At 46.1% G+C, this 18,716-nt stretch carries 18 protein-coding genes; 10 read left to right on the top strand and 8 right to left on the bottom strand.

Annotation, left to right across the window (positions count from 1 at the left end; translation table 11 throughout):
- The 5 genes from CTN_RS04030 to CTN_RS04010 are packed head-to-tail and all read left to right on the top strand — an operon-like array spanning position 1 to position 4,897.
- Positions 1–552 (top strand): ABC transporter ATP-binding protein, encoded by a 552-nt coding sequence (locus CTN_RS04030; protein ID WP_015919313.1) that lies wholly within the window; start codon positions 1–3, stop codon positions 550–552.
- Positions 549–1,382 carry a sulfide/dihydroorotate dehydrogenase-like FAD/NAD-binding protein gene (locus tag CTN_RS04025; RefSeq protein WP_015919312.1) on the top strand — a complete coding sequence of 278 codons (834 nt, stop codon included), beginning with the start codon at positions 549–551 and terminating at the stop codon, positions 1,380–1,382. The genes CTN_RS04030 and CTN_RS04025 overlap by 4 nt, the downstream gene beginning before the upstream one ends.
- Positions 1,379–2,782 (top strand): NADPH-dependent glutamate synthase, encoded by a 1,404-nt coding sequence (gene gltA, locus CTN_RS04020; protein ID WP_015919311.1) that lies wholly within the window; start codon positions 1,379–1,381, stop codon positions 2,780–2,782. Before CTN_RS04025 ends, gltA begins: the two co-directional genes overlap by 4 nt.
- Entirely contained in the window at positions 2,761–3,279 is a 519-nt protein-coding gene (folA, locus tag CTN_RS04015) for a dihydrofolate reductase (protein WP_015919310.1), read from the top strand. The genes gltA and folA overlap by 22 nt, the downstream gene beginning before the upstream one ends.
- 34 nt (positions 3,280–3,313) lie before the next feature.
- The gene (locus tag CTN_RS04010) at positions 3,314–4,897 is read left to right on the top strand and encodes a bifunctional aspartate carbamoyltransferase catalytic subunit/aspartate carbamoyltransferase regulatory subunit (RefSeq protein ID WP_038067187.1); all 1,584 of its coding nucleotides are present in this window, start codon (positions 3,314–3,316) and stop codon (positions 4,895–4,897) included.
- A gap of 691 nt (positions 4,898–5,588) precedes the next feature.
- Here CTN_RS04010 and CTN_RS04005 read toward each other — a convergent pair.
- Entirely contained in the window at positions 5,589–7,115 is a 1,527-nt protein-coding gene (locus CTN_RS04005; RefSeq protein ID WP_015919307.1) for a bifunctional UDP-sugar hydrolase/5'-nucleotidase, read from the bottom strand.
- 76 nt (positions 7,116–7,191) lie between these two features.
- On the opposite strand from CTN_RS04005, the gene CTN_RS04000 reads away from it, so the two are divergent.
- The gene (locus CTN_RS04000) at positions 7,192–7,941 is read left to right on the top strand and encodes a radical SAM protein (protein WP_038067185.1); all 750 of its coding nucleotides are present in this window, start codon (positions 7,192–7,194) and stop codon (positions 7,939–7,941) included.
- Here CTN_RS04000 and CTN_RS03995 read toward each other — a convergent pair.
- From CTN_RS03995 to CTN_RS03985, 3 genes are all read right to left on the bottom strand, one after another.
- On the bottom strand, positions 7,928–8,689 hold the full coding sequence (locus tag CTN_RS03995; RefSeq protein WP_015919305.1) for a metallophosphoesterase family protein: 762 nt from the start codon (positions 8,687–8,689) through the stop codon (positions 7,928–7,930). The genes CTN_RS04000 and CTN_RS03995 overlap by 14 nt on opposite strands.
- A 33-nt stretch (positions 8,690–8,722) precedes the next feature.
- Positions 8,723–10,117: a glutamate--tRNA ligase gene (gene gltX, locus CTN_RS03990; RefSeq protein WP_038067182.1), complete on the bottom strand. Its 1,395-nt coding sequence runs from the start codon at positions 10,115–10,117 to the stop codon at positions 8,723–8,725.
- Between the two features lie 95 nt (positions 10,118–10,212).
- Entirely contained in the window at positions 10,213–10,413 is a 201-nt protein-coding gene (locus CTN_RS03985) for a cold shock domain-containing protein (protein WP_038067352.1), read from the bottom strand.
- A gap of 230 nt (positions 10,414–10,643) precedes the next feature.
- Here CTN_RS03985 and CTN_RS03980 point away from each other — a divergent pair, with 230 nt between their 5' ends.
- A complete protein-coding gene (locus tag CTN_RS03980; RefSeq protein WP_015919301.1) occupies positions 10,644–11,804 on the top strand; it encodes a type III PLP-dependent enzyme in 1,161 nt (386 codons plus the stop codon).
- On the opposite strand, the gene CTN_RS03975 is transcribed toward CTN_RS03980, so the two are convergent.
- Genes CTN_RS03975 through minD form a run of 3 tightly spaced genes read right to left on the bottom strand, consistent with a single transcriptional unit; the run spans position 11,801 to position 13,307 of the window.
- Complete coding sequence (locus CTN_RS03975; RefSeq protein ID WP_015919300.1) at positions 11,801–12,199, bottom strand: secondary thiamine-phosphate synthase enzyme YjbQ; 399 nt, start codon at positions 12,197–12,199, stop codon at positions 11,801–11,803. The two genes, CTN_RS03980 and CTN_RS03975, sit on opposite strands and share 4 nt — an antisense overlap.
- A 12-nt stretch (positions 12,200–12,211) precedes the next feature.
- Positions 12,212–12,487: a hypothetical protein gene (locus tag CTN_RS03970; protein ID WP_015919299.1), complete on the bottom strand. Its 276-nt coding sequence runs from the start codon at positions 12,485–12,487 to the stop codon at positions 12,212–12,214.
- A 4-nt stretch (positions 12,488–12,491) separates the two neighbouring features.
- Entirely contained in the window at positions 12,492–13,307 is an 816-nt protein-coding gene (minD, locus tag CTN_RS03965; protein ID WP_038067349.1) for a septum site-determining protein MinD, read from the bottom strand.
- A gap of 88 nt (positions 13,308–13,395) precedes the next feature.
- On the opposite strand from minD, the gene CTN_RS03960 reads away from it, so the two are divergent.
- A complete protein-coding gene (locus CTN_RS03960; protein WP_038067177.1) occupies positions 13,396–15,777 on the top strand; it encodes a Lon protease family protein in 2,382 nt (793 codons plus the stop codon).
- Positions 15,774–16,577: an energy-coupling factor transporter transmembrane protein EcfT gene (gene ecfT, locus CTN_RS03955; protein ID WP_015919296.1), complete on the top strand. Its 804-nt coding sequence runs from the start codon at positions 15,774–15,776 to the stop codon at positions 16,575–16,577. The genes CTN_RS03960 and ecfT overlap by 4 nt, the downstream gene beginning before the upstream one ends.
- Here the strand turns inward: ecfT and CTN_RS03950 are convergent.
- Positions 16,530–17,474: an L-lactate dehydrogenase gene (locus tag CTN_RS03950; RefSeq protein WP_038067175.1), complete on the bottom strand. Its 945-nt coding sequence runs from the start codon at positions 17,472–17,474 to the stop codon at positions 16,530–16,532. The genes ecfT and CTN_RS03950 overlap by 48 nt on opposite strands.
- On the opposite strand from CTN_RS03950, the gene CTN_RS03945 reads away from it, so the two are divergent.
- Positions 17,461–18,711, top strand: a complete 1,251-nt coding sequence (locus tag CTN_RS03945) for an LCP family protein (protein WP_244857401.1) — start codon at positions 17,461–17,463, stop codon at positions 18,709–18,711. The two genes, CTN_RS03950 and CTN_RS03945, sit on opposite strands and share 14 nt — an antisense overlap.
- Positions 18,712–18,716 lie beyond the last annotated feature (5 nt).

Below are 18,716 nucleotides of genomic sequence, written 5' to 3'. Positions count from 1 at the left end.
GTGAAAAAAGGAGAGTCCCTCGGTGTTGTTGGGAAAAATTCGGCCGGTAAGACAACTCTTTTAAAGATCCTGGCGACCATCCTGAAACCGGACGAGGGAAGACTGATCCTCTTTGGAAAAGATGCCCTCAAGGATCTCAAGAGTGTCCGCAAGAAGATAGCCTTCGTTCCGGAGTTTCCCTCCCTCCTGGAGGAACTCTCCGTTTATGAGAACCTTATGTTCTTTTCTCAACTCAAGGGTGCCAAAGTGAAGGATTCGTTGATATCAGATCTCATGCTGGAACCCTTTTTGAACACGATCGTCCAGAACGCTTCGAAGGGGATAAAACAGAGACTGGCAATAGCGGTGGCGCTTCTTGGTGAACCTGAACTTGTGATTCTCGATGAACCCACCAGTGGACTGGATGTGGAATCTGCAACCGTTGTGAGAGAGATGCTGAAAAGGTTGAAAGAAGAAGGCATCACGATAATCGTTTCTTCACACATAGAGGAAGACATAAAAAGTGTGTGTGACAGGATATTCTTCATCAACAATGGAGGGAGAAAACTGTGAACGAGATCGTGGTAAAAAAGCGTCTTGCGTTCGATGTTTTCGACTTCTGGGTTCACTCTCCTTCGATATCGAAAGAGGCAAAACCAGGACAGTTCGTCATCATCAGACTCCATGAAAAGGGAGAGAGGATTCCCCTGACTGTGGCCGACACAAAGCCTGAAGAAGGACTCTTCAGAATGGTCGTGAAGGTTGTGGGAAAGACCACCCACGAACTCTCTTTGAGAAAAGAGGGGGACACCATCCTGGATGTGGTAGGCCCTCTTGGAAACCCGAGTGAGATCAGAAATTATGGCAGAGTCCTTCTTGTTGGCGGTGGAGTGGGAATAGCCACACTCTATCCGATAGCGAAGGCTTTGAAGAACTCTGGAAACGAGGTAGTGGCCGTGCTTGGAGCCCGCACGAAGGATTATCTGATCATGGTGGATGAGTTCAAAGAAATCTCCGAGGTCTTCCTTGTAACGGACGACGGAAGTGCGGGCATGAAAGGTGTTGTCACCGATGCGATGGACAGACTCTTCAGGGAAGGATCTTTCGACGTCTGCTGGGCGATAGGCCCAACCATCATGATGAAGTTCTGTACTCTGAAAGCGATGGAGTACGGAGTTCCAATATGGGTCTCTCTCAACCCGATAATGGTCGATGGTACCGGTATGTGCGGTGCCTGCAGGGTGACGGTTTCGGGGCAGATGAAGTTTGCCTGCGTGGACGGACCGGAGTTCAGGGGAGAAGAAGTGGATTGGGATGAACTTCTGAAGAGACTTGCCCAGTACAGAGAACAGGAAAGGATATCCTACGAAAGATTCCTGAAAACGGCAGGTGAAACAAAATGAGCAAAAAAACACCGATGAGAGAACAATCACCCGATGTGAGAAAGAGGAATTTCAACGAAGTCGCACTCGGCTACACGCTTGAAGAGGCTGTAGCGGAGGCGCAGAGGTGTCTTCAGTGTCCCACACATCCGTGCGTGTCTGGTTGTCCGGTGGGAATCGATATTCCAGGATTCATAAGAGAACTTCGCGAAGGAAGGCTCGAAGAATCCTACAGGATATTGAAGAGTTACAACAACCTCCCCGCTGTCTGTGGAAGGGTCTGTCCGCAGGAGGTTCAGTGTGAGTTCCGCTGTGTTGTGGGAAAGATGAAGGACAGCGAACCTGTTGCGATAGGAAGACTGGAAAGGTTCGTGGCAGACTGGGCAGCCGAAAACCTCGAAGAGAAAGTGGAAGAAAGTGCTGGCCAGAGAAAGGAGAAGGTCGCCATTGTGGGTTCTGGACCCGCCGGACTCACAGCGGCGGCAGACCTTGCAAAAATTGGATACAACGTCGATGTCTTCGAGGCACTCCACAAACCAGGAGGCGTTCTCGTCTATGGGATACCGGAGTTTCGTCTTCCAAAGAGGATCGTTGAAAGGGAAGTCAACTACATAGAAAAACTCGGTGTGAGAATCTTTCTGAACACCGTCGTTGGAAAAACCATAAAGGTCAAAGATCTCCTGGAAGAGTACGATGCCATCTTCATAGGAACCGGTGCGGGAACACCAAAGTTCATGGGAATTCCCGGAACGAATCTGAACGGTGTCTACTCCGCGAACGAGTTTCTCACCCGGGTCAACCTCATGAAAGCCTATCTCTTCCCAGATTACGACACACCGGTTCGTGTCGGAAAGAGAGTGGCCGTCATCGGTGCCGGAAACACCGCCATGGATGCAGCAAGAAGCGCTTTGAGACTTGGAGCCGAAAAGGTGTACATCGTCTACAGAAGAACAGAAAACGAAATGCCCGCAAGAAGGGAAGAGTACCACCATGCCCTTGAGGAGGGAATAGAGTTTCTCTGGCTGACCCTTCCTGTTCGCTACCTTGGAGATGCCAACGGAAACGTGGAGGCAATGGAATGCGTGAGAATGGAACTCAAGGGAGTGGACAGATCCGGAAGGCCAAAACCTGTTCCTGTGGAAGGGAGTAACTTCGTTCTCGAAATCGATATGGTGATAGAAGCGATAGGTCAGGGACCAAACAGGGTGCTCCTTTCTGAGTTTCCAGGTCTTGAACTGAACGAGCGTGGTTATATAAAAACAGACAGAGACACGGGGGCCACCAGTGTGAGGGGTGTCTTTGCAGGTGGAGACATAGTGACCGGTGCCGCAACGGTGATAGAGGCCATGGGAGCCGGAAAAAGGGCAGCACAGTTCATCCATTCTTATCTGTCGGGAGAATGGGATCCGTGGCAAAAGTGATCTTCATCTTTGCCATGGATCTTTCCGGAAAGATCGCATCTTCGTTCAGCGGATGGAACTCCCCTGAGGACAGAAAGCACTTCAGAGAGGTCACCACAGAGATTGGAAACGTGGTGATGGGAAGGATCACTTTCGAGGAGATAGGAAAGCCCCTTCCAGGAAGACTGAACGTGGTTTTGACGAAAAACAGAAAGACCTCCAGCGATCCTTCCCTCGTCTTCTTCAACGGATCGCCAAAGGATGTGGTAGAATTCCTCGAAGGAAAAGGATACAGAGAGGTGGCCGTCATAGGGGGAAGGACTGTGTTCACTCAGTTTCTGAGAGAAAAACTGGTGGATGAAATGTTCATCACCATCGAACCTTACTTATTTGGAAGGGGAGTGCCTTTCTTCAGCGAGTTCGATGGTTTTTTCACTTTGAAACTTCTGGAGATATCGAAGTTGAACGAAAAGGGCACACTGTTTCTCAAATACTCCGTAGAACACTCGCACCGTTAGGTGCGAGTTTTTTTATCAAGGGGAGGTGTTGATTTTGAAGAGAGACTTTCTTGGAAGAACACTCGCCGTCATAGAGGACCTGAGCGTTGAAGAGCAGATGTTTCTCTACGAGAAAACCAGGGAACTGAAAAAGCGATGGTACAGCGGAGAGGATGTGTCAGATTTCAGGATAAGAAAGAGAAACGTTGGTATATACATCGTTTTCGTCGAGCCAAGTACCAGAACAAAGGAGTCTTTCATAAACGCCGCTAAGTTTCATGCCGGGCCGAACGTGAAGGTGAACATCTTCGATTCTGAACACTCCTCCTTCAACAAACAGGAAAGTTACACCGATACCTTCGCCATGCTCACAGGATACAGTGATTATTCCATATTCGTGGTGAGGACAAGACTCGAGGGAGTCTGCAGACTCCTTGAAAGAAGGATCTCCGAGTTTGCTCTCAGAAACGGCATAGAGATACCGTCCTTCATAAACGCAGGAGATGGAAAACACGAGCATCCTACACAGGAACTTCTGGACGAGTACACGTTTTTAGAACAGAACAACTTCGACAACTCTTACATACACCTGGCACTCGTTGGGGATCTGCTCCATGGAAGAACAGTCCACTCGAAGGTGAACGGTTTGAAGATCTTCAAAAACGTGAAGGTGGATCTTGTGGCTCCTGAAGAACTCATGATGCCGGAGCACTACATCGAGAGAATGAAAAAGAACGGCTTTGAAGTCAGAACCTTTTCCTCGATCGAAGAGTATTTGAACCAGAAAGATGTGGCAAAGATGTGGTATTTCACACGGCTTCAACTCGAACGAATGGGTGAAGACATCCTTGAAAAGGTTCATCTTTTGCGGGAGGCTGTCACGTTCAGAAAAGAATTTCTTGAGAAACTACCAGAAGGTGTGAAGTTCTACCATCCCCTTCCACGACACAAACTGTATCCGACCATACCGAACTTTCTCGACTCTCTTCCTTTGAACGGCTGGGAAACGCAGGCAAGAAACGGATACTGGGTGAGGATAGTGCTTCTTTCCATGTTCGGTGGGGCTATTGAGGCTCCCTTCGATACGTCGAAAAAAGCACCGGAGAAGGAGGAAGATTTCATCATACCGGCTCCCATCGTGCACGGTACAAAGGGTGTTCAAAAAGACGGAAAGAGGGGAATAAAACCAATAGAAAATGGAACCGTGATAGATCACATCGCCAAAGGAAAAACACCTGAGGAGATCTACGCCACGATCGTCAAAATAAGGAAGATTTTGAAACTCTACGATGTGGACAGTGCGGATGGTATCTTCAGGTCGAGTGATGGTAGTTTCAAAGGATACATCAGTCTGCCCGACCGATATCTTTCCAAAAAGGAGATAAAGAAACTCGCAGCGATCTCTCCGAACACGACTGTGAACATCATAAAGAACAGTTCCGTTGTGGAAAAGTACAGAATAAAACTGCCACCCACCATATACGGTTTTGAAGAACTGCGGTGCAAAAACGAAAACTGCATCACAAATCCTGCACACGGTGAGAACGTGTCTCCCTCATTTGTGAGAGATGAAAACGGCCGATTTGTCTGTGAGTACTGTGAAACTCCCCACTCGTTCGAAGAGATATGGAGCATTTGATCTTTTTAAAAAGCAATCAAAGCGGGGATCTTTCCCCGCTTTTTGTTTTTTGTTTCCGTATCTTGTTTTTCTTTGAGTCTGTACCTCGTTTCTATACTTAGTTTCCATACCTCTAAGGAAGTATTGAAACCCATTGGATTTCAAAGAAATTATACCACAAGGACTTTTCAGAAAGCAAGAGTACAAGGGGACATACAGAAGGTGTTTCATCACAGGTGATTCTAACACACAGAAAGGGTCAGTCAAGTACTGTCTGGAAAAATGGAATAAGGGAGCCTAGGTCAGGCCATTTTGAGGTGTTTTATGGGAAAATCGTCTAGTTCCTGTTTTCACAAGTTTGTTTAAAAAGGTACTCCTTAAAAGGTTAGAAACTAAGTGTGTGGTTTCTTTATTTATGCCAGATACATGATCGCAGATGAAGGCATATTCTCAGATCTTTTTTCACTTTCTCACTCACTATTCCATTTTTCTTGCATACATCATTTCTCTCAAACCCGCATGAATTTTTCTTGTTACCGACAGTTGCATACTCCACATCCTTCTTCCTGTGCCAGTTACAATCACCACCTACTTTGTGAATAAATGGAACTTACCCTGGTTTAGTAAATAAAATTATGTTGTTGTACACTTATAATTTTCAAACTAAGTCTTCAGGAATGAGAAAAAAAATAAAAGGCGGGGAATCCCCACCTCATTCTCTGACGTACCTCTGTGAGTTATCGTACTCTTCTATCACACCGTTTAAAACGTTTTGTATGTATTCTATGACAGCGTCTGACATGAGGAAGCCTGTGTCGTAGCCTCCCCATTCTTTGAGCATTGTATAGCCATCTCCTCCTCCTGCCATGTAGTTGTTCGTCACGACCCTGTATGTTTTTTTCGGATCCAGGGGTTCTCCATTCACCAGAACTTCCACGACTTTTCCATCTTTGCTCTTCCATGTAAGCCCAGAAACCTGGAGGAACGCTCCCTTTCCTTCAGGTATTGTGGCGGAGTATTCAAGGACTTTCATGATTTGTTCACCGGTGAGTTCCAGAACATAAAGAGTGTTCCCAAACGGGAGAACTGTGAGGATGTCCCTCACAGTGATCTTTCCAGGTTTTATAGAGGCTCTTATTCCTTCACCGTTTGTGAGCGCTATGTCTGCTTTCACTTTCCATCTCATAGCATCTGTTATGAGATTGGTGAGATTTGTATTTCTCGATCTCACGTGTTCCCTTTCACCGTCAAGGAAGATCTTCGTTTCTCCAATCACAGTATCGAGTTTTTCGTTGCCGACTTTTCTGAAGTATTCGAGCGCTTTCGCGACGTATCTGTTCTCAAGATAGGGTTTTCCAACATATTCATACTTTCCGTCTCTGTACGCCTTCAAATTAACGGGGATGGCCTGCCAGTGCCATGCTACGATCTTTCCATCCTCTATATCCAGATCAAGCCTTCCCACGTATTTCCCATATTCACCCGCAGAAACTATTATCTTTTCATCCACCACTTCAGAGCCGAGAACATGACTGTGGCCTGCTACAACTACGTCTATTCCATCGACTTTTGCCAGCTGGTGTGTTGTGGTGATATTTTCCTTTTTTGGTTCTCCCCAGTCAAGATGGGCAAGGGCGATCACAACATCCGCCTGGTTTTTCAGTTCAGGTGCTATCTTCTGTGCCACCTTCAGAGCGTTTTCAAACTTCAGATCCTCAAGATAAAGAGGTTCAAGGATCGTTGTTTCCTCTGTAGTGAAACCGATTATGGCGACTTTTAATTTGCCAAAATCTTTGAGTATGTACGGTGTGAAGAACGGCTCTCCGTTTTCCTTTAAGATGTTTGCGGAAAGAAACGGAAAATCAGCGAACTTCATCTGCTTGAGAAGAACGTCCCTCGGATTGTCGAATTCATGGTTTCCCACAGCCATGGCAGAAAGTCCTATCATGTTGTAGCCCACGATGTCCGGTATCGCATCCTGAAGGTCGGATTCAGGAACCCCTGTGTTCAAATCACCTGCGTGAAGGAAGATCACGTATCCTCCCTGTTCTTCGACTTCTCTTTTTACCTCTTCTACTATCGTTGCAATAGCGGCGAGTCCCCCTATTCCTGGATTTTGATATTCGTCGAACGTCCAGGCATGTCCGTGGGTGTCGTTTACATGAAGAATGGTGAGTCTTACACCAAGGAGAAACACACTGAGCAGAAGAACAAGAAACAGTACCAGATACCTTCTCATACCATCACCCCCCAGACAAATTGTAACCTCATAATGGTATCATTTGTACGATTTTCCACAAAACGAGGTGTTGTCCGTGACGGTCGATCCATCCCACACGATCCCTGTGAGTGTGACGGGAACGTTTTGCTCTCTGAACTGTCCTCACTGCGAAGCTCATTACCTGAAACACATGATCTCCGTTGAGGAGATACCAGTTTATGTGGAAAAAGGATACAGAAGTTTTCTGATAAGTGGTGGTATGCTTCCCGACGGTTCCATTCCTTTTGAGCGCTATGAAGATGAATTGCAAGAATACAAGAAGAAGTATAACCTTCTCTACAACTTCCATGTGGGTTTTCAGAAGTCTCAACTGGCAAGAGAACTTGCTAATGTGGTTTCCATGGATTTCTTCGGAGATACCAGCGTTTTAAAGAAAATCTATCGACTCGATCTTACACCTGAGGACATTCTGAACATTTCTCGTTTCTACAGGAAAGTGGTGTTTCACATCACAATAGGGATACTCGGTGGTCAGATCAGCCATGAGGAAAAAGCACTGGAGATCCTCTCGAAGGAAACAGATTCCATTGTTCTGAATGTTTTCATTCCAACACCGAACACTCCATTTGGCAAGTATTCCCCACCGGATCCAAAAGAAATTCTTCGCATCTTCAAAAAAGCAAGAAAATTGTTCAAAACAGTTATTCTAGGCTGTATGCAACCAAAGGGTACGTACAGGAAAGAACTTCAAAGCATCGTGAAAGACCTCGTCGATGTTGTGACAAAACCTGTCGATGGATCTGGAAAGTTCAAAGGCTGCTGTGCCTTTGCTATTTCAGAGTGAATGTGACTTTTCCTGGTCCCATATCGAACGTTTGGCCGAGTGCCAGAACCGTTGCAAGTTCAATCGGAAGACCCTTCTTTGCGATCTTTTCCACGGTGGTTTTCACGTCGTAGACTACCCTGATCGTTTCGAAAGAGATCACACCACTTTTGACATCTACGATCATGTATGAAGCCCTCGGATCACCGTCTTTCGGCCTGCCTGCACTTCCAGGATTCAAGATGAGTTTGCCCAAAACCCATCTTGCCATGGGAAGATGCGTGTGTCCGTTTACGATTACGCTTTCTTCGACTTTACTGGCTATCTCTTTTAACCTTTCGGAGGGAGTGTCTGGTTTTACATACTCCAGGAGTTCGTTGAAGGGGCTTCCATGAACGAGGAGAAATTTTACTCCTTCGACTTCAAAACTCATTCTTTTTGGAAGGGATCTCAAGAATTCTTTTGTCTCTTCGGAAGTGCGTTCAATGGACCAGTTGAGTGAGATATCACCCACTTCAGTTTCTCTTCCCGGTGAGTAAGAACATCCACAACTTTCCTTTGAATAACCCACCGCATCGTCGTAGTTTCCCATGATAGTTTTGATGTTTTTTTCTCTTATCAACTGAACGACTGCCTCAGGGTCAGGTCCGTATCCCACAAGGTCTCCAAGACAAAAGATCTCGTCCACACCTCTTCTCTGTATATCTTCCAGAACAGCGTTCAGAGCCTCAAGATTACCATGCACATCACCGAAAAAGGCCAACCTCATTTTCTCACCCTTGTTTGTTTTAACATATGTATTTTACAGATCTTTTAAGAAACGCAAAGTTCTTTCGAGTCTTCTCAGTGTCCTTTCCTTTCCAAGCACCTCTATTGTTTCAAAGAGCCCTGGTGTGACCAGTTTTCCCGTCACAGCTCCCCTCACCAGCTGAAAAACCACCTTTTTCGAGGCAATGCCTCTTCCTGCAACCTCTCTCAGAACTCTTTCTATTTGCTCCATGTTCCAGTTGTCCAGCTTTTCCAGTTCTTTTTTCACCTCTTTCAGGACCTCTTCGGATTCCTCCTTTTTCAAGAACTTTTCGATGTAATCTTTTTCGTACTCGTACTCTTCGCTCAAGAACGGATACATGATATCGTACAGTTGAGAGAGTGTGTTCACCTTCTCTCTACATATACGAAGAGAATTGAGGAAGTACTCATCGTCAACATCGGGTATTGTTTTACCTACGTACTCTGCCCATTCTACGAATTCTCTCTTCAGATCGTCCAGTTCGATCCTTCTCATATGTTTTCCGTTCACCCATTCGAGTTTCTGATAGTCGAAGATTACACCCTTGTTGGAAATATCTCTTGGGTCGAAGGACTGGAGCCGCTCTTCTATGGTGAATATCTCGTCTCCTTCCACTTTCCAGCCAAGAAGGGCAAGATAGTTCATCAAGGCCCTGCTCAAGATTCCCTCTTTTCTGAAATGCTCAACGGAGGTTGCACCATGCCTTTTACTGAGGGGAGTTCTGTCTGGTCCCAGTATGAGAGGAATGTGCATGAAAACAGGTGTTTCCCAGCCGAACGCTTCGTAGATCATGATCTGCTTTGGTGTGTTCGAAAGGTGGTCTTCTCCTCTGAAGACATGGGAAATCTCCATCAAATGATCGTCTACTACGACGGCAAAGTTGTACGTGGGAAACCCGTTCGATTTCATGATGATGAAATCCTCTATGGTGGAGTTGTCGAATTCCATCTGTCCTTTCAGCAAGTCTTCGAACGTGGTCTTTCCTGGAAGGACTTTGAATTTCACCGTGACAGGATGGCCTTTTCTGGCGTACTCTTCGGGATAGTCGAACGTGGAAAACAGTTCTCTGGTGGGATCTTCTTTATCGTATACAACGTAATAGGCCCTCTTTTCTTCCACCAGTTTTCTTGCGTGTTCACGGTAGATATCGAGCCTTTCGCTCTGGCGATACGGACCATGATCTCCATCCACATCGGGCCCTTCATCCCAGTCAAGTCCACACCATCTCAGAGAGTCAAGGATCTGCCTTTCGAATTCCATAGAACTTCTCTCCAGATCGGTGTCCTCTATCCTCAAAATGAATTTTCCGCCCTCTTTTCTTGCGAACATCCAGTTGAAAAGGGCAGTCCTTGCTCCTCCAACGTGAAGGTGTCCCGTTGGGCTCGGTGCAAATCTAACTCTGACCAAATCGAGCACCTCCCGATTTTTTTGAGTCCGATTTCTAATATATCAAAAAAAGCCCCGGTGATGAACACCGGGGCCTGGATTGGTTTCGTCCTCGATTATCTAACAGGTCTCACATTGACAGCCTGAGGGCCCTTGGTTCCCTGCTGGACATCGAACTCAACAGGTTCGTTTTCCCTGAGGGTCTTGAAACCATCCATCTGGATCGCTGACCAGTGCACGAAGATGTCTTCTCCGTTCTCCATGGTGATGAAACCGTAGCCTTTCTTGGAGTCAAACCACTTAACCGTACCTCTCATGAAAAAATCACTCCTTTTCAAAATCTTTCCGCTCAATGCGGCACTTCCTAAGTGTACACCCCGGAACGCGCTTTGTCAAAACGTTTGTTTTTCTTTCCTGAAGTAAGGATACCGTATTTTGTAATACCATCGTTCATTATACGTCAGATCATCTTAACGTAAATTTACTTTTTAAAGGGGACATCTTCCACTATTCTTTATATGCAAAAACTCTTCAGGGAGGATCTGAAATGGAATACTGGGTGCGAAGAGCCCTTGAGGTAACCAAAACACCGTTTCTTCTTTTTGACCTTTCCGTTGTGGAGAAGAAATTCTTAGAAATGAAAGCAGCGTTGAAGGGTGCCGATATTTACTACGCTGTGAAAGCAAATTCCCATCCCCGTATTCTTTCGCTTTTGGCAAAACTGGGATGCAATTTTGACGTAGCATCGAAAGGAGAGATAGAAAAACTCCTTGCCCTTGGAATTTCGGGCAAGCGAATGAGTTTTGGTAACACCATAAAGAAAGAAGAAGACATAGCGTTTGCGTACAAAAACGGAATCAGACTTTTCGCTGTTGACAGTGAAATGGAGATAGAAAAAGTAGCGATCAGTGCACCGGGCAGCAGGATCTTCGTGAGAATAGCAACGGATGGATCCGATGCGGACTGGCCCCTTTCCAGAAAGTTCGGTACCGACCCGGATCACGCTCTGGATCTCCTTTTCTATGCAGCAAAGATGAAACTGATCCCCGCCGGAGTGAGTTTCCATGTGGGGTCTCAGAATCTGAACCCTGAAAGCTGGAGAAAAGCAATCTCTGTTGCTGGAAAGATCTTCAAAAAAGCCATGAGGTCCGGATTGAATCTCTTTCTGTTGAACGTCGGTGGAGGATTTCCTGTTCAACACAGAAAGCCCATTCCAACGATGGAAGAAATAGGAAGAGTCATCGAAGAAGCCATCGATGAAAACCTATGGTTCGTTCACGGATTGAAACTCATCTCAGAACCTGGAAGGTACATGGTGGGAGAAGCCGGCTGGCTGGTCACGAAAGTGCTTTTGAAAAGCGAACGAAATGGAGAAAAGTGGGTCTACCTGGACGCCGGTGTGTTCCATGGTCTTGCCGAAACCATGCAAAATTTCGAGTACGAAGTGAGAGTGCTGGGAAAAGAAAACGACGAACTGGAAGAGTATCATCTTGCAGGGCCAACTTGCGACAGTGTTGACGTTATATACGATAGGATTCTCCTCCCAAAAACCATCACCCTGAACGATCTTGTCTGTTTTGTCAATGCAGGAGCATACACGGTGGAGTACAACACGTATTTCAACGGAATAGAACCACCGAAAATGGTGTTCGTGGAGGAACTCACGGAGATTTCTCTGGAAGAGAAAATGAAGGCAAGTCTTCTTTAGTCTTCCATAACTTTCACATAAACGCTTCTTGTTCTTGGACCATCGAACTCGCAGAAATAAATCCCCTGCCACGTTCCAAGCAGCGGCCGGCCGTTCTCTATTATGAGTGTAACGGATGAGCCAACGAGAGAAGCTTTTATGTGGGAATCTGCGTTTCCTTCAAGGTGCGTATAATTTGCCGCGGCAGGAACGAGTTTTCCAAGCGTGGTCATTATATCGTGTCTTACGCTTGGATCGGCGTTTTCGTTCATCGTCACACCTGCGGTCGTGTGCGGAACAAAGACCACACAGATGCCGCTTTTCACCTTCGATTCCTCTATCACCCGAATAACCTCTGATGTGATATCGATGAACTGAGTACGGGAGGAAGATCGTAACGTCAACTTCTTCACCATCTTTTACACCCCCTACTTGAAGAACACGTTTGTGATTATAACAACGTGGCCTTCCCTTTCTTCCAGGTCTATTTTTATCTTGTCCTTTTCCACGTTGAACGTCTCAGAGAGCCAACTTGCGATCCTCTCCTTTATCTTGTCGGAGTTTTTATCAAGGACCTCCTTTGGAATGATCTCCGTTATGTTCATTTGCTTTCTCTTCGTCTGTCCGACAATTTGTTCCAGTCTTTTTCTGGCGGTATCCCTGCTCTTTTTCTTCTTTCCAAACTCCCAGAACAGAAACTTCATCGTATCATCCCCTCTTGAATTTTGAGAAGAAATCCTTTAGAGAATCAAAGAACCCCCTGGATACGGTTGCGAAATCTTCTTCCAGAGGCACCCTATCTCCCCGTATTCTCCTTGCAAGATTTTCGAAGTTTTTGGAGATCCTGGTATTTCCGTTCAAAGAAACGGGTGTTCCAGTGTTAGAAGCGATGATGATCTCCTCAGAATCCGGTATAACGGCTATGATCTCCAGAGAGAGGGTGTGTTTGATGTCATCCGTGGTGAGCATCTCTCCTTTTTTCACCATATGTGGCTTGAATCTGTTGATCACGACATGAATCTTATCATCCGAGAAGCCGAAGTTCTCCAAAAGTCCTATCACCCTGTCTGCGTCGGAGATAGCGGGAACCTCCGGGGTGGTGACCACCAGGATTCTTTCAGCCGGTGCTACAGCGTTTCTGAATCCCCTCTCGATACCCGCCGGGGAGTCGATGATTATGTAGTCGAAATTCGGCACCAGTTCTTTGACAATCGATTTCATGTCTTCAGGAGAGACCATCTCCTTTGTGGCTATCTGAGAGGCAGGAAGAAGGTAGAGGTTTTTCAGCACCTTGTGTCTGACCAGGGCCTCCTGGGGGGAGACCTTTCCGTTCACCACATCAATCAGCGTGTAAACTATTCTGTTCTCAAGGCCAAGTACTATATCGAGGTTCTTCAAGCCTATGTCCGCATCGATAAGACAGACCTTTTCTCCAAGTTTTGCAAGGGCACATCCGAGGTTGGCGGTGACGGTGGTTTTACCCACCCCTCCTTTACCGGAAGTAACCACTATGACGTTTCCCATCAATCCCACCCTTTCTCGTTTCAACTGAGTCACTTCCTCTTCGAATATTGTACAATAAAATGTGATCACGCAAAAAAGGGGTGGCATTATGATCAGAAAACTTAAACCGGAGGAAATAAACAATTTCGACCTTGACTTCATGAATTTCCGCACCACAGAGGAAATTCCTCCCAGTGAAGGGTTCATAGGTCAGAAGAAAGCAAGAGAAGCCATAGAGATGGGAATAAAGATCAGAGAGAAAGGCTACAACGTGTTCGTCACCGGTGTTACCGGGACAGGACGACGCACATTCGTTCAGATGATGCTCCAGAATGCAGCAAAAAACCTTCCCGTTCCAGAAGACTGGGGTTACGTTTACAACTTCGAAAATCCCTATGAACCAAGGGCGATATCCTTCAAACCAGGTCAGGGTAGGATTTTCAAGAAAAGGCTCGAGGATCTGATAAACGAAGTGGTAGAAGTTCTGAACAAAGCCTTCGAGAGCGAAGAATTCGCCAGAAGGATTTCTGAAATGGAAGAAAGATTCTCTCGTATGAGAAAAGAACTCTGGGAAAGTCTTGAAGCAAAGGCAAGAGAACTTGGTTTCATGGTTCAACTGACGCCCGCTGGTGTCGTGATGCTCCCCGTGGTGGATGGCAAACCCCTTTCACCAGAGGCAATAAACGCTCTGCCAGACAGTGCAAAAAGGGAGATCGAAGAAAGACAGATAAAACTGAAACACCTTGTCGATGGCACACTCTACAGGATCAGAAAACTGGATATAGAGTTCAGAAAATCCCTCGAAGAGTTTCACAAAAGAACAGCCCTTTTCGCTATAGAACCCCTCTTTTCTGAAGTGGAGAGCGAATTCGAAGGAGAAACGATAAGGAAATTCCTGGAGGATATAAAGAAGGACATAATGGAAAACCTGATCGATTTTTTGAAAATGGACGCCAAAGAGAGAAAAGAAATCTACATGAGGAAGTACTCCCTGAATCTGATCGTGGACAACTCCGGTCTGGATGGTGCCCCCGTGATTTACGAGACAAATCCCACGTACTCCAACCTGTTTGGAAAAATTGAATACTACGTGAGAGGAGGATTCCTTCAGACCGACTTCACGATGATAAGATCCGGAAGCCTTCACAGGGCAAACGGTGGTTTTTTGATCCTCGAAGCAGAAAGGCTCCTTAGTCAACCCTATGTGTGGTACAACCTGAAGAGAGTTCTCCTGGAAGGGCAAATCGGCGCGGAAAACCTGGAAACCACTCTCGGAATTTCCAATACCATCACGTTGAAGCCCGATAAAATCCCTCTCAACCTGAAAGTTGTCGTCATAGGAACACCCTATCTTTATGAACTTCTCTACGAACTGGATCCGGATTTCAGGAAACTGTTCAAGATAAAGGCGGAGTTCGACTGGGAAATTCCCAGAAATGAACTCAACGTCCAGAAGTACACATCCTTCATATCTGCCGTTTGCCGGGAGAAGAACCTGCCTCATTTCGACAAGGGAGCCGTGAAAAGAGTCATCTGGTATGCCATGAGGCACGCAAAAGACAGCACCAAACTCTCCGCAGTTTTTGGAGACATAGTGAACCTCATAGTTGAATCCGGTGAACTGGCAAGGATGGATGGTTCAACGGTAACCACATCCTCGCACGTCATCAGGGCCTTTGATGCGATGGAGAAAAGGAAGAATCTTCTTGAAGAAAAATACGATGAAATGATAAAGAAATTCGATCTCATGATCGAGGTAACCGGATCAAAAGTTGGTCAGGTTAACGGCCTGACGGTACTCGATCTTGGAGATTACTCTTTTGGAGTGCCTGTGAAGATCACGGCGAAGGTTTATCTTGGAAGACCAGGGGTTGTGGACATTCAGAGAGAAGCGGATCTCAGTGGAAAAATCCACAGCAAGGCGGTGTTGATACTGGAAGGGTTCCTCGGAAGCAGGTACGCCCAGGAATTTCCTCTCTCTGTGAGTGCATCCATCAGTTTCGAGCAGGTCTACAGTGAAGTGGAAGGGGACAGTGCTTCTCTTGCGGAAGCACTCGCACTTCTTTCGGCCATTTCTAAAGTTCCCATAAAGCAGGGAATAGCTGTAACGGGTTCTATAAACCAGCATGGAGAAGTCCAGCCGGTTGGAGGAATAATCGAGAAGGTCGAAGGATTTTTCAGGGCATGCAAGAGCCGGGGATTCGATGGAGAGCAGGGTGTGATCATACCAAAGGCCAACGCGAAGAATCTTGTGTTGAAAGATGAAATCGTTCAGGCCATGAAAAAAGGGCTCTTTCACATATGGACCGTGGAGACGGTGGACGACGCGATAGAGATCGTAACGGGAATGAAAGCAGGAAAACTCACCAGAACGGGTAAGTTCGAAAGGGGCAGTGTGAACTACCTTGTCTATCGTGAGCTGAAAAAGATGAAAAAACTCCTCGACGGTGCTTACGAGGAAAGGAACAAAAAGAAAAAGGGCAAAAAATGAGGCTACCGACGGTTCTCATCGGAAGGTACATTCCGACAGATTCGATTGTACACAAAATCGATCCACGTGCGAAACTCCTGGGCATGATTCTTCTGATAACTTCCATTCTCATCGTGCCCAATCTTGTTTTTTACATCGTTCCCGGTGCGGTCGTTTTTTTGCTTATACTTCTCAGCAGAACTGGGTTCAGGATATATCTTGCAGGATTGAAAAGCCTGTGGTTTCTGATAATTTTCGCTGTGGTGGTACAGTTTCTCTCACCTCAGGATGGCAGAAGAATCGTCTGGTTTATAACGGATAAGGCGATCCTGTCGGCCGTTTACATACTCCTGAGACTGCTTCTGATCATTCTTCTTGCAGAGAACTTCTCCGCCACCACCCCTCCCTTGCTGACGGCGCGGGCGATAGAGAGTCTCTTTTCACTTCTTGGGGCAAGAAAACTGGGCCATGAGATCGGCATGGTGATGACAATTGCCATGAGGTTTGTTCCCATTCTGGCCCTGGAAGCAGACAGGATACTGAAGGCCCAGATAGCCAGGGGGGCAAATTTCGAAAGAGGAAGGTTCATCGATAGATTGAAAGCCCTCGTTGTGATCATCGTTCCTCTGCTGGCCTCTGCCTTGAGAAAGGCAGAGGAACTCGCAACAGCAATGGAGGCTCGTCTTTACACGGGAGAGCCACCCAGGGTGAAGTACAGAGACCTTGAGTGGAAACTCACCGACACCCTGTACATTCTGTTCACTCTGTGTGTTTTACTCTTTGTTCTCTTCGGCCAGAATCTCTTCAATGGCACTCTTTAATATTTTTGCGGATTCTCTGAATGCTTTCATTTCTTCTTCGCTTAACTCAAGTTTCAGGATCCTTTCCACACCATGCCTACCAAGGACCGCAGGAACGCTGATACACACGTCCTGTATTCCGAGGTAATCCTCAAGGTACACCGAAAGTGTCAGAACTCTTTTTTCATCGAAGAAAATCGTCTCCACTATGTCTGTTACCGCAAGGGCAATAGCGTAATGTGTTGCTCCCTTTCTTTCTATGATCTCGTACGCTGCTCTTTTAGTCTTCTCTGCAAACTCTTCAAGGATATGAGAATCGCACCTGTTGCAGATCTGGCACATGTTTTGAAGGGGTATACCACCGATCATGGCACCGCTCCAGACTGGAACTTCAGAATCACCATGCTCTCCTATCACATACACGTGAACACTTCTTGGGGAAAAACCACAGTGCTGGGCAATCAGAGTTCGAAGCCTTGCGGTATCCAGAACGGTTCCCGATCCAAAAACCTTCCTTCTGTCCATTCCAGATTCCTTGAGGAAAAAGTAGGTCAGCACGTCAACCGGGTTTGTAACAACTATCACGATGGAATCAGGAGCGTATTTTGAAACGTTCCGGGCTATTTCCCTCATCACTCTGGCGTTTCTTCCAAGAAGCTGAAGCCTGGTCTCACCCGGTTTCTGCGGAACACCCGCAGCAATTACGATCACATCGGATCCTTTCAGGTCTTTATAGTCTCCTGCGTATATGTTTGTACGCCTTGTGAACGGTGTCCCGTGTATGAGGTCGAGGGCGTCTCCTTCTGCCCTCTTTCTGTCGACGTCGATCAACACCATTTCCCTTGCCAGTCCTTTCATCAGAAGTGCAAAAGCGGTACTGGAACCCACTCTTCCAAGACCAACTATGCCTATCTTCATGGATATCACCTCCGTGGTGATAGAATACAGACAGGGTGATGGCATGACGAAAAAAATACTGCTTTTTTTATCAATTAGTTTAGCCTTCTTTTTAATTATATCATCCATATTTTTCCTGAACAGAGTGGTGTCTTTTCTTTTCAAAGGAGAAGTGAAGAATCCTTATGTCTTTCTTGTTCTCGGAAAAGACGAAGAGATCGAGCACACCGTTCGAACCGATGTGATAGTGCTCGGTGTGCTCGACTGGAAAAAGGGAGTGCTCTCCTTTGTTTCCATACCCCGTGATCTGATAATTGAGGGAAGAAAGATCAACTCCATTTATAACTCCTTTGGAATTGAAAAGCTCTTTCAGATCGTCGAATCGATTTTCGGAATGAAGATAGATTCCTACGTGGTTTTCGACTACAGGGCATTCAGGGTTCTCGGAGATGAACTCGGACCGGTGAAGGTGATCCCGAACGAAGTGATGTTCTATGAAGACCTCTCTCAAGATCTCGTCATAGACTTCAAACCTGGTGTACCTTACATGTTGTCTGGCAAACAGCTTCTTGCGTACATTAGATACAGAAAGGACTCCATGGGGGATCTCGCACGAATAGAACGCCAGAAGGACGTGCTCAAAAAACTCCTCAGCAAGGCTCTGAACAAAAGTCCTTTTGAGATCTCGAACATATACAGAAAGGTGAGTCCCTACATCGAAACGAACATAAAACTCTCCGAACTTCTAACGCTCTTTTTGAAGGTAAGAGAAGGATTGAAGATGCAGTTTTTCACGCTTCCCTACGTTGTGAGTGAAAACGGAGAGGTCTTTGTGAACGAAAAGGAACTTTCTATGTTCAAGGAAAAATTGTTTGAAGAAGACAGCATGGAAACCTCTTCGTTGAATCTGGTGGTTGTGAACATTTCTTCACTCGTTTCAAGGGTGTTCGAGGCAAATCTAAGGGGTGTCTGGAAAGAAAGGGTAGGATTTGAACCAGATCGAGTCGTCTGGGAGGACGTTGGTATATCCAGAGAATTAGAAGGTGATCAGGTCTTCATAGCGCAGATAGAGAAAGAAAAAGAAATCCTGGAGATTCTCAAAAAAGCACACCCGTCGAGGAGGTTCACGGTTCATCGATTCGACAGAAAAGAAGATTTCGAAGAATACTATTTCATTCTGGAAAAACTGGCAGAAAACAGGATATACCTGGATTTTCCTGTTTCAGCGCTGATATTGATAGATGATTTCAGGGAGTGAGAAGA

Source organism: Thermotoga neapolitana DSM 4359, assembly GCF_000018945.1.
GTDB classification, from domain to species: Bacteria; Thermotogota; Thermotogae; order Thermotogales; family Thermotogaceae; genus Thermotoga; species Thermotoga neapolitana.
Note: the sequence above shows the minus strand (reverse complement) of the source record. Positions and strands in the feature narration are given on the sequence as shown.

Coding starts and splice junctions, on each gene's coding strand:
- CTN_RS03975 (WP_015919300.1), bottom strand. CDS start 12,199: ATGGTGAAGAAGTTGACGTTACGATCTTCCTCCCGTACTCAGTTCATC.
- CTN_RS03980 (WP_015919301.1), top strand. CDS start 10,644: ATGGAATACTGGGTGCGAAGAGCCCTTGAGGTAACCAAAACACCGTTT.
- ecfT (WP_015919296.1), top strand. CDS start 15,774: ATGAGGCTACCGACGGTTCTCATCGGAAGGTACATTCCGACAGATTCG.
- gltA (WP_015919311.1), top strand. CDS start 1,379: ATGAGCAAAAAAACACCGATGAGAGAACAATCACCCGATGTGAGAAAG.
- CTN_RS03970 (WP_015919299.1), bottom strand. CDS start 12,487: ATGAAGTTTCTGTTCTGGGAGTTTGGAAAGAAGAAAAAGAGCAGGGAT.
- CTN_RS03985 (WP_038067352.1), bottom strand. CDS start 10,413: ATGAGAGGTACGGTTAAGTGGTTTGACTCCAAGAAAGGCTACGGTTTC.
- CTN_RS03995 (WP_015919305.1), bottom strand. CDS start 8,689: ATGAGGTTGGCCTTTTTCGGTGATGTGCATGGTAATCTTGAGGCTCTG.
- CTN_RS03960 (WP_038067177.1), top strand. CDS start 13,396: ATGATCAGAAAACTTAAACCGGAGGAAATAAACAATTTCGACCTTGAC.
- CTN_RS04005 (WP_015919307.1), bottom strand. CDS start 7,115: ATGAGAAGGTATCTGGTACTGTTTCTTGTTCTTCTGCTCAGTGTGTTT.
- folA (WP_015919310.1), top strand. CDS start 2,761: ATGGGATCCGTGGCAAAAGTGATCTTCATCTTTGCCATGGATCTTTCC.
- minD (WP_038067349.1), bottom strand. CDS start 13,307: ATGGGAAACGTCATAGTGGTTACTTCCGGTAAAGGAGGGGTGGGTAAA.
- CTN_RS03950 (WP_038067175.1), bottom strand. CDS start 17,474: ATGAAGATAGGCATAGTTGGTCTTGGAAGAGTGGGTTCCAGTACCGCT.
- CTN_RS03945 (WP_244857401.1), top strand. CDS start 17,461: ATGCCTATCTTCATGGATATCACCTCCGTGGTGATAGAATACAGACAG.